We start from the raw sequence: 13,707 nt of genomic DNA on the forward strand, positions 1-13,707 counted from the left end.
TTCCTCCCCACAAACATCACACTTCCCCATGAAAATTTCGCAGCAAAGGGGGAACGCTCCAGGTCGCAGCGCTCATGTTTCACAGTGAGCGAGTACTGACGAACGAGACTTCTCCATGGGGGACCAAATGGCCGGGCTCACAGATTTCACCGTTCCGGATTTCCATCTGCCTTTCGGGAACGCGAAGCACCCGCATGCCGCGCGCGCCAATGCGGAGGCGACGGCCTGGACGGTGAGGCACGAACTGGTGACCGATGCCGTGGACCAGTTCGCAGGGATCGGATTCGGCCACCTCGCGAGCCGCGTGAGCGGCGAGGTGCCGTACGAGACGGTCGTCCTCCTCGCCGAGTGGATGGCCTGGTCCTTCGTCCTGGACGACCAGCACGACCACCTCATCAGGAGCGGCGGGCTCTCCGCATGGCGGCCCGTCGTCGGCGCCATCGGCGACTATCTGGGCACGGGCCGGCTCAACAGCGCGGCGGCGGACGGGAACCCGCTGGTGCACGGGTTCACCGAGCTGTGCGACCGGATCCTCGCCGGACTGTCCGAACCGGCCGCGGCCCGCTTCCGGGCCCATTTCCGGCTCGTGCTGCGCTCGTTGGACCAGGAGGCGCACAACAGGCGGGCCGGCGTGCGCCCGACGGTCGAGGACCACGTCCTCCTGCGCCGGCACAGCTCCCAACTGCTGCCCATGATGGACATGGTGGAGGCGGGGCTGGGCATCGACCTGCCGCAGCACATCCACGACCTCCCCGAGTTCCGGGAGGTCGTCGCGAGCGCCCTGGACATCATCGGGTGGGAGAACGACGTGTTCTCGCTGCCGAAGGAGCACTCCTGCGGGGACACCAACAACCTCGTCACCCTCGTCGCCTCCCGGGACCGGTGCTCGCTCGCCGACGCGCTGCGGACGGTGGAGAGCAGCATCCACGCCCGCATAGAGGAATACCTGCAGTGCAAGGGGCGCCTGTTCCGGCTCCTGGACGCCGGCGACGGGACCGAACCGGCCCTGCGCGAGGCGGTCGCCCGATGCGTACGCAGTTATGAAGACTGGATGATCGGCGCGGATCTGTGGCAGCGTTACGAGTGCACGCGGTACAGCGACGAACGGTTCGCGGCCGGGCTGGAGTCTGCGTACACCCGCCCGGACCTGGTATCGGTGGCATGACGAGGGGGTCCGCCCGTGGCGCACGTGGAACAAGGGGGCGCCGCGGCCGGCGCCCCCGTGGCCCCCGGGCGGTTACCGCTCCTCGGCCACGCCCTGCCCCTGTGGCGGCAGCCGATCGCCTTCCTGACGTCGCTGCGGGACCACGGCGAGGTCGTACGGATCGACATCGGCACCTGGCCGGTCCACGTCCTGACGACCCCTGAACACGTCCACTCCGTACTGGTCCGACAGGCACAGCGGTTCGGCCGCGGGCGGATCTTCGACAGGCTCCGCCCCGTGTTCGGCAACGGGATCGTGACGACCGACGGCGACTTCCACCGCACCCAGCGGCGGATGATCCAGCCGGCGTTCCACCGGAACCACATCACCGGGTACGCCGAGGCGATGTGCCGGCAGGCCGAGGCGATGTCCTCGTCGTGGACGGCCGGGCGCGAGGTCTCGATCGTCACCGAGACCCGCCGCTACGCGATGTCCTCGGTCGCCGAGATGATCTTCTCGGGGGAGCTGAGCCGCCCTGCCGTCGCCGAGGTGCACCGCTCCCTGCCCGTCGTCCTGGAGGGCATGCTGCTGCGCGCGGTCATGCCCAAGTCCCTGGACAGGCTGCCGATTCCGCTCAACCGGCGCTTCGACACGGCCGCGGAGCGCCTGCGCGGGATCATCGACGAGGTGATCGGGCAGTACCGGGTCCGGGACGCGGAGGGCCGCCACGACCTGCTCTCGATGCTGCTGTCGAGCACGGACCCGGAGACGGGCCGGACGATGGATCCCGAGCAGGTGCGGGACGAGGTGATCGCCATCATGTTCGCCGGTACGGAGACCTCCGCGACCACCCTGGCCTGGATGTTCCACGAGATAGGCCGCCACCCCGAGGTCGCGGAGCGCCTGCACGCCGAGGTGGACGCGGTGGTGGGCGCCCGCCCCGTCCGCCCCTCGGACCTCGGCGCACTGCCGTACGCGCACCGCGTCTTCCAGGAGGCGCTGCGGCTGCACTCGCCGCTGCTGTTCACCCGGCGCGCCCTGGTCCCGATCACGCTCGGCGGCGTGTCCGTCCCGGAAGGGGCCGAGCTGGCCTACAGCCCGTACGCCCTGCACCGGGACCCGTCGCTGTTCCGCGACCCGGAGGTCTTCGATCCGGACCGCTGGCGGCGGGAGGAGGGCGAACGCCCGCGCGCCCACCGGTACATCCCGTTCGGGGCCGGCCAGCACAAGTGCATCGGGGACTCGTTCGCGGTGGCGGAGATCCTGGCCGCGGTGGCGAGCGTCGCCTCCCGGTGGCACCTGGAGCCCGCCCCGGGAGCCGCCGTACGGGAGGTTCCCGCAGGGATCCCCCAGCCGAACGAACTGCCCATGATTCCGGTCGCGCGCCGCTGACCCCGTACGCCCCGCTCGCCCCGACCGCGCCGGGACCACCGGCGCGGTCCTGTCGATCGCGTTCTCCTGGCGGTCGCTTCCCGCCATTTCTCGATCAATCCACCGCGAGGAAGCACGCAGAGGGTACAGCATTGCACTCGCACGGGTGGCGGGATACGGAGAATGCAACGTGATTCGGCAACGTCTCGTCCCCAGGGCCATACACTCGGCCGCACGCGCAGGAGGGGGCAGGAATGTCGTATGCCATGGAACCCAGAGGAGGGGCGGAGAAGCCCCTGCTCGAGCGGGAGTCCGAATTGCTGGCGATCCGACGCGCAGTGGATGGTGTGCGCGGCGTATCCGACCAGGATACGGACGCGGCCACCCGCCGCGGAGGCGTGCTGACCTTCGCGGGATCGGCCGGCATAGGCAAGACCACGCTGCTGGGTGAGGCCCGCCGGTACGCCGCGGACCACGGCTGCACCGTGCTGTTCGCACGCGGCGGCGAACAGGAGCGGCAGGTGCCGTTCCACGTGATGCGGCAGTTCATCCAGCCGGTGTTCGCGGCCATGCCCGAGGACGAGCGACGGGCCGCGCTCGGCAACTGGCGCACCATCGTCGCCCCGGCGCTCGGACTGACCGCGGCCCGGAAGGGCCCGGCGGCGCCGGACCCGCAGGGCGTGCGCGACGGACTGGACTGGGTCGTCACCCAGCTGACGGTGCGCAGCGCGCCGGTCGTGCTCATCCTCGACGACGCGCACTGGGCGGACGCGGAGTCCCTGGCCTGGCTGACCACGTTCGCGGCCCGCGCCGAGGAACTGTCCATGCTGATCATGGTGGCCTGCCGTCCGGACGAGATCCCCACGGATGCCGGCGGCCTGCGCAACCTGATGGGTCGGCGCGGGACCCGGCCGCACGAGCTGGCGCCCCTCACGACGAGCGCGGTGGCGCAGATCGTCCGGGACGCCCTCGGGTCGAACGCCGACGACGTGTTCTGCCGCGAATGCTGGGCGATCACCGGCGGCAACCCCTTCGAGGTCGTCGAGTTGGCGATGAAGGGCCGCGACCGGGGGCTGAAGCCGCACCAGGACAACATCGTGCAGCTGCGCGATCTGGCCTCCGCCGTCAAGGGCAGCGGTCTCATCGAACGCCTGGAGCAACTCGGGGCGTCGACCGTCCGGTACGCCTGGGCCGCAGCGGTCCTGGGCACGGCGGTCCCGACCGGCATCGTCGGCAGTGTCGCGGCACTCGGCGAGGCGCAGGCCGCCGATGCCATCGAGCAGTTGCACTCCGCCCGCATCCTGACGGTCCTGACCAGCCTGCGGCGCAAGGAGGTCGTGGAGTTCTACCACCCCCTCATCGCCACCGCCGTCTACCGGTCGATCCCGCCCGGGGTGCGCGTCGCCATGCACGGCATGGCCGCACAGGCCCTCATCGACGACGGGCACGGCACGACCGCCGCCGCCCGCCACGTGCTGGAGATGCACCCCGAGGGCGACCCGTGGGTGGTGCAGCAGCTGCGCCAGGCCGCGCGCGACAGTTTCTCCGCGGGCGCGCCCGACGCCGCGCGGCGCTATCTGGCCCGGGCGCTGCGTGAACCGCCCGAGGCCGAGGACCGGGCCGAGGTGCTGTTCGAACTCGGTTCGGCGAACCTCCTGCACGACCCCGTGACGACCATCAACCAGCTCCGGACGGCACTGGAGGAACCGCAGATCGCCCAGGGCCTCCGGGAGTCGATCACGTACCGGCTCGCGCAGGCGCTGGCGCACACCGGCCAGCTGGCGGACGCCGCCGGGCTGCTGGCCGACGAGGCCCGGCACGCCACGAGTTCGCGCACCCGGCTGCGCATGCAGGCCGAGCAGTTCAAGTGGAACGCGGTCCGGATCGACGAGGAGAACTCGCCCGCCCGGTCACGGCTCCTCGCCCAGTTCGCCAAGCGGCTGGCCGGCCGCGGCCTGGCCGAGCGGCACATCCTGGGCCTGCGCGCCTGGGACGCCGCCATGCGCGGCGAGCCCGCCACCACCTCCCTCGAGTTCGCGGAGCAGGCCCTCGACGGCGGCATGAGCTGGACCGACCAGGACTTCGGGTTCGAGGTGCCCGCCGTCATCGCGGTCACCCTCATGTACTGCGACCAGCCGGGCCGCGCCGAGGAGCTGTTCAACGAGGGCATCATCGACTTCGAGTCGAAGGGGTGGCGCGGCGCGCACCTGTCGTTCGTGTACACGCTGCTCGGCTACGTCCGGTACCGGCGCGGCCGGCTCGCCGAGGCCGAGGACTTCGTCCGCAACGGCCTGGAGATCGCCGACCGCATCGGGTACGACATCACGGCGCGTTGGTACGCGATCGGCACCCTCATCGAGACGCTGCTCGCCCGCGGCCACCTCGCCCAGGCCGAGAAGGTCGCCCGCACCTACCGGCTGGCGGACGGGTTCCCGCGCGCCATCGTCTATCCCGACCCGCAGGCCGTGTGGGGCAGGCTCCTGCTGGCCCAGGGCCGGATCGAGGAGGCCGAGCAGCAGCTGACCGCCGTGGGCCGGCGCCTCGACCTGCGCGGCACGCGGAACCCCTCGTGGAGTCCGTGGCAGCTCGACCTGGCCCTCGCCCAGGCCACGTACAACCCGGAGCTGGCGCGGGCCACGGCGGCCGAGGCCGTGGCCCGGGCCCGCGCGTTCGGCGCGTCCAGTGTGATCGGCCAGGCGCTGCGCGTCGCGGCGGCGACCACGGACCCGGTGCAGGCGACGGTCCTGCTGCAGGAGGCGGTCTCCCACCTGGAACAGTCCCCGGCCGCGTACGAGTTCGCGCACGCCCTCATCGACCACGGCACGGCGCTGCAGACCATCGGCGATCCGCACCGGGCTGCCGAGCAGCTGTACCGGGGCATGGAGAGTGCCGTGGCCTGCGGTGCGGACGCCCTCGCCGACCGGGCCCGCACCCAGCTCGCCTCGGCCGGTCTGCGCCCGCGCCGGCTGCACTCCTCCGAGAAGGACGCGCTGACGGTCGCGGAGCACGCGGCGGCCCGGCACGCCGCCCTCGGCCTCGACAACACGGCCATCGCCAAGGAGCTGCGCATCGAGGCTGCGGCGGTCTCGGAGCTGCTGTCTGCGGTCTTCACCAAGCTGGGCACCAACCGGGTCGGGCTCCGCCGGGCGCTCGGCATGTGACGGCCGCCCGGGAACTCCCCCGAACGCCCCCGCCCGGGTTCCGGCGGGGGCGTTCCGCCCGAGCTGCTCCCGCAGCCGTGGCCGGGCACCCGGGCGGCGCCCGCGGGTGGCCGGCACGATCGGCCCAATGTTGCCCAAGGGAGTGCCACGTCCGGCGGTGGCAGCCGGGCCGCCGGGTCCGCGAGGTCTAGCTTCGGCGCACATGAGTGTCGACAACGACAGCGGCAGGACGCCCCCGGTCGCACGGCGCGGGCTGGTGCGGGCCGGACTGGGCGGCGCCGCCCTCCTGGGGACCGGGCTGCTCTGCTTCGCGTCATCGGCATCGGGCACGCGCCCGGAGCCGGGCGTGGTCGGGCCCCGGCCCACCGGGCCCGAGCCCGCGTGGCGGGAGCTCGCGGCGGGGAACCTGCGCTGGCGCACCCTCCACGAGCAGCACCCGGACGAGAGCCGCACCGTACGGCGGGTCCTGATGGGCGGGCAGCATCCGTTCGCCGTGGTCCTCGGCTGCGTCGACTCCCGGGTGCCGCCGGAGCTGGTGTTCGACCAGGGGCTGGGCGACCTGCTGACGGTGCGTTCGGCGGGCCAGGTCCTGGACGAGGCCGTCCTGGGCAGCATCGCGTACGGCGTGCTGGAGCTGGACATCCCGCTGGTCGTCGTCCTCGGCCACCAGGGGTGCGGGGCGGTCGCGGCCGCGGTGGACGCGGACGCCACCCGCGCCCCGCTGCCGGCCCACATCCGCTACCTCGCCGACCGGATCCGCCCCGCGGTGGATCCCGGCCTGCCCCGGCGCGCCCGGGTGGACGCGGCCGTCACCGCGAACGTGCGCCGGGTACGGGCGAGTCTGGCGGCCGATCCGGATCTCGCGGGCCGGGTCGCCTCGGGCCGCCTGTCCGTGGTCGGAGCCCGGTACGAGCTCAGCAGCCAGCGGGTGACCCGCCTCGACTGACCGGCCGCCCCCGGCCCCCGGGCGGGCGGGGCGGGACGGGCCGCAGTACCCCGGACGGACCCACCAGGCGTGCCGCGCGCCTGCGCCCGGGCGCCAATGGAGGCAGAGCACCCCTCTGCCCTGGAGCTGCCATGTCCTCTCCGAACGAACCGTCCGCTCCGGAACCGCCGCGCTCCGGGAGCCCGGCGCGCGAGGCGAACGGCGCGGCGCGCGGATCACCGGCGGGCCGCATCGTCCAAAGCGCGGTCTCGGCGGTCGTCCTCGTCCTGACCTGCATCCTGGTGCCCGTCTCGGTGCTCACCGTGTGGGTGCACGACATCGTCCTCGACACCGACCGGTACGTGGCCACGATGGCCCCCCTCGCGAAGAACGAGGCCGTCCAGGCCGCCGCGGTCCACCGGGCCACCGAGGCCGTCGCCGTCCGCGTCGACGCCCGGGCGGTCACCGACGACGTCGCCGACTGGCTGGAGTCGCAGGGCCTGCCGCCCCGGGCCGCCGACGCGGTGCGCGGGCTGGCCCCCCAGGTGGACTCCGCCATCGACGGGGCCGTCACCAAGGTCGCCACCCGCTTCGTGGAGAGCGACCAGTTCGCCGACGTCTGGACGGGCGCGAACCGCGTCGCGCACACCGCCGTCGTCCACGCGCTCACCGGCCAGGGCCGCGGCGCGGTCGGCGTCTCCGACGGGACGGTCACCCTGAACATCGGCACGCTGGTGGAGCAGATCAAGGGCGCCCTCGTGAACGCCGGGCTGTCCCCGGCGAGCAAGATCCCGGAAGTGCACAAGCAGATGGTGCTGTTCCACTCCGAGGAACTGGGCAAGATCCGCAACGCCGCCCGCCTGCTGGACGTCCTCGGGAACTGGCTGCCCGTCATCACCGTGCTGCTCGGCGCGGGCGGGGTGCTGCTGGCCCGGCACCGGCGCCGCGCGCTCGCCTGGACGGCGCTGGGCGCGGCGTTCGCCTGCCTGATCACGGCCATCGGCCTGGTCATCGGCCGCCGCTACTATCTCGACCACCTGCCCGCCCAGGTGCAGTCCCCGGCCGCGGCCGCGGCGATCTTCGACACGGTCGTGCACTTCCTGCGGGTCAGCCTGCGCACCACGATCGCCCTGGGCATCGTCGTCGCCCTCGGCGCCTATCTGGTCGGCCCCGGCCGGCTGCCGAAGGCGGTACGGGCCGGCTCCGACCGCACCGCGGACTCCGCCGCCCTGTGGGCGGACAAGCACCGGATCCACACGGGCAGGACCGGGACCTGGGTCGAGGCCAACCGCCGCTGGATCACGCTGGGCGCCATGCTCGTGGTGGTCCTGGTCTTCGCGCTGTGGAACCACCCGACGGTGCTCACCATCCTGCTGCTGGTGCTCATCCTGCTCGCACTGCTCGCCCTGATCGCGCTGCTCGCCGCCGGCGGCCGCGTGAACGGGGGCCGGGGCGCGGGCGCGGAGCACCCGGCGGGGCCGCCCCCGGACGCCGGGTGATGCGGGCGGCGCCCGCATCACCCGCTCGGGGTGGCGCGGCGGCACAGGGCGGGCTCCCGGTCACTCCGGGAGCCGGCGCATCTCCACCACGTGCAGGCCGAGGGCCTGGAAGCGGGCGAGCAGGCCGTAGAGGTGGGCCTCGTCGGTGACGGGGCCGAACAGGACCGTCTCGTCGGTGACGAGGAAGTTCTTCAGCTCGGGGAAGGCCCCGCTGAGGGTCTCCGACATCTGCCCGTCGATGCGGATCTCGTATCGCATGAGCGCACTCTTCTCCCTGCCGGGAAGGCTCGTTCCCTCCATGCTGGGCGCGTCGCGGCCCGCGGGCATCACCCGGTGAAGGTGAGCGCGGCACGGCGCGCGGCGTGTGCGCCGACGTCTCAGAGCAGCTCCAGCTCGCGGGCCCGGCGGACCGCTTCGCCGCGGCGGTTCGCGGAGAGCTTGCGGTAGATGCTCTTGAGGTGGGTCTTGACCGTGTTGACGGAGAGGCTCAGCTCGGCGGCGATCTCCTCGGTGGACAGCAGCTGCGCCGCGCAGGCGAGGACGTCGTGCTCGCGTTCGCTGAGCGGTTCGACCACGAGGACTGCCCCCGCCGCGGCAGTCTCCGCGGACCGGGCTGCGACGCGAGGTCCGGCTGTGGCCGCGGACCCTGCGCCTGCTCCTGCGCCTGCTCCTGCTCCGGCTCCTGCTCCGGCTCCGGCTCCGGCGAGTCCGGGGGTGAGCCAGTCGTGGCCGGGAACCGGGCGGGCGCGCAGGGCCCGGCGCAGCCACGGTCCGGCGTCGAGGAACGGCCGGCGCAGCCGCTCGGGGCGGGCCAGGGCGAGGGCGCGCACGACCAGGCGCCGGGCCGTCGTCGTGTCGCCCAGGCCGTCCGCGGCCTCGGCGCGCGCCAGCAGTGCGCGTACGGTCACTGCGGGGCCGGCGGCGTTGCCGGTGGTGAGGGGGTCCAGGGCCTCGATCGCCCGCGCGTGCTCGCCGTCCGCGCTCCAGGCGCGGGCGGCGGCGACGGCGTGTTCCGGCACCCAGGGTGCGGCCCCGGCCGGTACGGCGGGGAACCGGGCCGGATCGCCGAGGGCCTCGCGCGCGGCCTTCGGGTCCCCCAGGGCCAGGTGCGCGGCCGATGCGGCCAGGGCGAGGTGGGCGTCCGCCCAGGGGGAGGGTTCTCCGCCCGCCGGGTGGGCGGCGGCTCCGGCCTGCCGCTCCAGGGCTGCCGACGGGTCTCCCCCGGCCAGCAGCAGGCGTGCGCGCAGGATCGCGATGCCGGCGGCGACGACGGGGTCGTCGCGGGCGCCCGCGGATTCCGCGGCCCGCTCGACAGCCGCGCCCGCTGCCGCCAGGTCGTCCCGCTCGATGGCGACCGCCGCCGGCACCAGGTCGGCCGCCCCACTGCAGTGGGCCGGCAGGAGGCCGTTCCGCGTCGCCTCGGCGGCCGCCTCGCGGGCGCGGGCCTCGGCGCGGCCGAGCCGCCCGTGCAGGAGGTCGATCAGGGCGGCCCGGGCCAGGGCCTCGTGCCGCGGGGAGGCGAGCTCCGGGCCTTCGGAGGCGTCGACGGCGGCGGACAGCGCCTCCGCGGCGGTATCGAGCTGCCCGGCCCACAGCCGTGCGGCCCCCAGGCCGGTCAGGAGCAGGGCGGACAGTTCGCGATGCTGTGCGAGGTACTCGGGCGGCACCTGCCGGGCCGCCTCCTCGGCATCCGCGGCGGCCTCCTCGGCCATGGCCGCCGAGCCGGTCAGCCTGCCCGCCAGCACGCGCAGGAACGCGCGGGTCAGCTGCACCGCGGGCAGCTCCGGCGCGTTCTGCGGGTCCTTCGGGTCCCGAGCCGGCCGCTCCCCGGCCGCGTGCAGGCGGGCGAGGCCGCCGGTGGCGTCGTACCGGGCGAAGCGGAGTGCGGCCCGCACCAGTTCGGGGGCGGGGCCCGGAGTGCCGGGGGGCATCGCGGAGAAGACCTCGGCCAGCCGGTCCGTGTCGAGGCCGGTGAAGAGGCGGCCGACGGCGAGGCGGCCGACGAACCGCGAGGCGGCGAACTCCCAGTCGCCGGCCGCGGCGGCATGCGGCAGGGCGCTCACGAGCTGCCCGGCATCGCAGAGCCAGCGGGCCGCCGTCCGGTGCAGTTCCCGCTCCAGCCCGGGCTGCCCGGACCGCAGGTGGACCCGCAGGATCTCGGCGAACAGGGGATGGTGCCGGTACCAGGAGTGGCCGGCGGCGGTGACGAAGGCGTTCGCCCGCTCCAGTGAGGCCAGGATGGCGGCGCCGTCCTCGCGGCCCGTCAGGGCGTTCGCCAGGTCGGGGTGGGCCTGCTCCAGGATGCTCGTGCGCAGCAGCAGGTCCTGGGTCTCGAAGGGCTGCGTGGCCAGGACCTCGCCGAGGAGGTAGTCGGCGACGGTGCTGCGGCCCGCCTCGAACTCCTTCAGGAAGCGGGCCGGGTCGTCCGTCTCGTGCATGGCCAGGGCGCACAGCCGCACCCCGGCGGCCCAGCCCTCCGTCCGCTCGGTCAGCAGCCGCGCCGCCTCGGCGCCGCCGTCGAGGCCGTGGCGGTCCAGGAGGGCGGCCGTCTCGTCCCGGGTGAAGGCCAGGTCCGCGCCGCGGATGTCGGCCATCTCGTCGCCGGCGCGGTACCGGTGGAGCGGCAGCAGCGGCTCCGTACGGCTGATGAGGAGCAGGTGCAGCGCGGGGCGGGAGTGCTGGAGGACGAACTCGACCTGCTCCGCGATCAGCGGTGCCGTGACCCGGTCGAACTCGTCCAGGACGAGCAGGACCGGGTCGCCCAGCCCGCTCAGGTACGCGGCGAAGCGGACGAGCAGCGCGTGGTCGACCTCTTCGGCGCGGGCCGGGGTGCCGACGTCGTCGGGCAGGGGCAGCCCGTGGTGGCGCAGTGCCTCCAGGACGTAGGCCCAGAACATGCCCGGGGCGTTGTCGTCGGCCTCGGCGGTCAGCCAGGCGACGGGCCACGGGAGGGGGTCCCGGGCGAGCCAGTCGGCGACGAGGAGGGTCTTTCCGGCGCCGGCCGGGCCGTTGACCAGCACCAGGGGGCGGTCGACGCCGTCGGCCAGCCGCTGAGTGAGGCGGGGCCTGCGGACGAAGGTGTGCGGGACGGAGGGGATCGCGAAGCGGGTGGGCAGGACCGGCACGCCGAAGGCCCGGGTGCCACGGGGCTCCCGTGCTGCCGTGCGGGGTGTGGAGCGGGGGGCTGCTGTCTCACCCATGCCTATCACCAGGAGGACGGGGCGGCCGCGCGTGCGGATCCCTTTCGGCATGAGCGTACGTCGCGCGCAGGCCGGACACCTGTCGGATCACCCCTGCCGGGTGATGCGCGGGCCGCGCCGGGCCGGGCCGGGCCGCCCCGCGCCGGCCTCGTACCGGTGCGGGCCGCTTACCGGTGCGCGGCGACCGGCTCCTGCCCCGGTCACCCGATGGCGTGAGAAAGCGCGGAAACGCCACTCATGCGGGTGATCTTGAAGCGGGCGGGGCCGTCCGGGGTGTCACGATCACCGCCGGCTCCGTGTCACCGCGGCCACTGGCTGCCCGATCGTTCGAGGACCGGCCTTGACTGTCATCGCCCCTTCCGCTCCGCCCCGCATCCGCCTGGCCGCGCGCTGCCGGGCCCTCGTCGACTCCCCCGCCTTCGGGGCCGGCGTCCTCGCACTGATCCTGTGCAACGCGGTGCTGCTGGGCGCGGAGACCTACAGCGGGTTCGCCGCCGCGCACCGGGAGCTGCTGGCGGGCGCCGAGAACCTCTTCTTCCTGACCCTGTTCGCCGCGGAGCTGGCGGTGCGCGCCGCCGCGTGCGCCGACCGGCCGAAAGCTTTCCTCCGGGACCCGTGGAACCTGTTCGACCTGGCCGTGCTGCTGGCCGCGTTCCTGCCGCTGATCCGGGAGAACACGAGCGTGCTGCGGCTGCTGCGGCTCAGCCGGGTGCTGCGCACCGCCCGGTTCCTGCCCCAGCTGCGGGTGCTGCTGATCGCGGTGGGGCGGGCCGTGCCCGGGACGATCGGCTTCCTGTGCGTGGGCGCGCTCGTGGTGTACGTGTACGCGATGGTCGGCTGGATGTGCTTCGCCGACAGCGACCCGGTGCACTTCGGGTCGGTGGGCCGGGCCTGCCTCACGCTGTTCCTGCTGACCACGATGGACGGCTTCGCGGACGCGGTGCGGGCCGGGCTGGAGCTGTCGCGGCTGACGCTGCTGTACTACGCCTCGTACGTGCTGCTGGCTTCGTTCGTCCTGGTCAACGTGTTGATCGGGGTGGTGCTGGGCTCCCTGGAAGAGGCCCGGGAGCAGGAGCGGCAGGCCCGGCTCGATCTCAAGCAGCAGGGTCGCCCCGACCCGGCCGGCCCCGCGTCCGCCGAGCTCCGGGCCCGCCTGGCGGAGGCCCGGCGGGCGCTGGACGAGGTGGAGGCCGCGCTGGCCGGGGCCCCGTACCCGGCGCGGGCCGACCGGTCCGAGAAACCTGCGGGCCCGGCCTGCGCGGTCCCGGCGGAACTCCACGCCGTGGCCGGGCCGCCCGCCTGAGCCGCCGCGCCGTGCCGATGCCTCCGGCTCGCGCGGGCGGAGCCCGCCCGCCGCCCGCACACCGGGGCCGGGCCGGTCGTCTACCCGCCGGCAGCCGCCGTCCAGGACAGCAGCAGGCGCAGGGCGTCGTCGGAGGGGCTGCCCGGTTCGGCCGCGTACATGATCAGCGCCTGGGCGGGATCGTCGGCGGCGCGCAGGGTCTCGTAGGAGAGGACGAGGTCGCCGGCGACCGGGTGGTGGTAGTGCTTCGTGCCGGAGGTCTTGTCGGCGACGGGGTGTTCGGCCCACCGGCTCCGGAAGTCCTCGCTGCGCTCCGCCAGTTCCGCTACGAGCCGGGCGAGCCGGCGGTCGCCGGGCCGGCGGCCCGCCTCCAGCCGCAGGAAGGCGGCGTTCTCGCGGGCGCAGGACTCCCAGTCCCCGTAGAGGCTGCGGGACGCCGGGTCGAGGAAGGTGATGCGGGCGATGTTGCGCTCGGCGGGGTCCAGGGCGCCGTAGTCGCCGAAGAGCGCGGCCGCCGCCCGGTTCCAGGCGAGGATGTCCATCCGCTCGCCCATCACGACGGCGGGCATGTCGTGGAGTTCGTCCAGGAGCCGGCGGAGCATGGGGCGGACGCGCTGCGCCGCGGGAGCCCCGCCGTCCGCAGGAGACGCGGGCCGGGCGGGCCGCGTGGGGCGGGCCAGCCGGTGGAGGTGGCGGGTCTCGTCCTCGTCGAGGCGCAGCGCGCGGGCGAGTGCGTCCAGGACCGCGTCGGACGGGTTGGGTACGCGGCCCTGCTCCATCCGGGTGTAGTAGTCGACGCTGACGCCGGCGAGCCGGGCGATCTCCTCGCGGCGCAGCCCGGCGACGCGGCGTACGCCGCCGAAGTCGGGCAGCGCCACGTCGCCGGGGTGCAGGAGGGCGCGGCGGGTGCGCAGGAAGTCGCCGAGGCCGCCGGCGGGGGTGGCTGTGGTGCTCATGCCCACGATTCTCACCGGCGGGGCGGTACGCAGCCTGGCCCTGCGGGACCCCCTCAGGCGGCTCTACGTTCTTGAGTGGGTTGATCGAGCCATTCGTAGGGTTGGGTCGCCCAGGGGTGCTGGGTGTGGCTATCAGGCGGCTGCCGTC

Annotated in this window: 9 protein-coding genes; 6 read left to right on the forward strand and 3 right to left on the reverse strand. The window is 74.2% G+C overall.

Going from position 1 to position 13,707, the window contains the following annotated elements; all coding sequences use genetic code 11:
• The first annotated feature begins 259 nt into the window (after nucleotides 1-259).
• The 5 genes from ACIQUT_RS30555 (at nucleotide 260) to ACIQUT_RS30575 (ending at nucleotide 8,100) form a co-directional block, all read left to right on the forward strand.
• Complete coding sequence (locus ACIQUT_RS30555) at nucleotides 260-1,165, forward strand: terpene synthase family protein (RefSeq protein WP_403567558.1); 906 nt, start codon at nucleotides 260-262, stop codon at nucleotides 1,163-1,165.
• Between the two features lie 15 nt (nucleotides 1,166-1,180).
• A complete protein-coding gene (locus ACIQUT_RS30560) occupies nucleotides 1,181-2,536 on the forward strand; it encodes a cytochrome P450 (protein WP_403567560.1) in 1,356 nt (451 codons plus the stop codon).
• Between the two features lie 326 nt (nucleotides 2,537-2,862).
• Nucleotides 2,863-5,676, forward strand: a complete 2,814-nt coding sequence (locus tag ACIQUT_RS30565; protein WP_403567562.1) for an ATP-binding protein — start codon at nucleotides 2,863-2,865, stop codon at nucleotides 5,674-5,676.
• 202 nt (nucleotides 5,677-5,878) lie between these two features.
• Nucleotides 5,879-6,622, forward strand: coding sequence for a carbonic anhydrase (locus ACIQUT_RS30570; protein WP_403567564.1), 744 nt, complete (start codon nucleotides 5,879-5,881; stop codon nucleotides 6,620-6,622).
• A 131-nt stretch (nucleotides 6,623-6,753) separates the two neighbouring features.
• Nucleotides 6,754-8,100 (forward strand): hypothetical protein, encoded by a 1,347-nt coding sequence (locus tag ACIQUT_RS30575; protein ID WP_403567566.1) that lies wholly within the window; start codon nucleotides 6,754-6,756, stop codon nucleotides 8,098-8,100.
• 60 nt (nucleotides 8,101-8,160) lie between these two features.
• Here the strand turns inward: ACIQUT_RS30575 and ACIQUT_RS30580 are convergent, their stop codons facing one another.
• Both ACIQUT_RS30580 and ACIQUT_RS30585 read right to left on the reverse strand, forming a co-directional pair.
• Nucleotides 8,161-8,358: a hypothetical protein gene (locus tag ACIQUT_RS30580; protein WP_403567568.1), complete on the reverse strand. Its 198-nt coding sequence runs from the start codon at nucleotides 8,356-8,358 to the stop codon at nucleotides 8,161-8,163.
• A gap of 119 nt (nucleotides 8,359-8,477) precedes the next feature.
• Entirely contained in the window at nucleotides 8,478-11,300 is a 2,823-nt protein-coding gene (locus ACIQUT_RS30585) for a LuxR C-terminal-related transcriptional regulator (protein ID WP_403567569.1), read from the reverse strand.
• Between the two features lie 349 nt (nucleotides 11,301-11,649).
• Here ACIQUT_RS30585 and ACIQUT_RS30590 point away from each other — a divergent pair, with 349 nt between their 5' ends.
• Complete coding sequence (locus tag ACIQUT_RS30590) at nucleotides 11,650-12,603, forward strand: ion transporter (protein WP_403567580.1); 954 nt, start codon at nucleotides 11,650-11,652, stop codon at nucleotides 12,601-12,603.
• An 80-nt stretch (nucleotides 12,604-12,683) separates the two neighbouring features.
• Here ACIQUT_RS30590 and ACIQUT_RS30595 read toward each other — a convergent pair whose 3' ends face one another.
• Nucleotides 12,684-13,559, reverse strand: coding sequence for a helix-turn-helix transcriptional regulator (locus ACIQUT_RS30595; protein WP_403567571.1), 876 nt, complete (start codon nucleotides 13,557-13,559; stop codon nucleotides 12,684-12,686).
• Nucleotides 13,560-13,707: the final 148 nt, after the last annotated feature.

Source organism: Streptomyces sp. NPDC090445 (genome assembly GCF_044769385.1).
GTDB lineage: Bacteria > Actinomycetota > Actinomycetes > Streptomycetales > Streptomycetaceae > Streptomyces.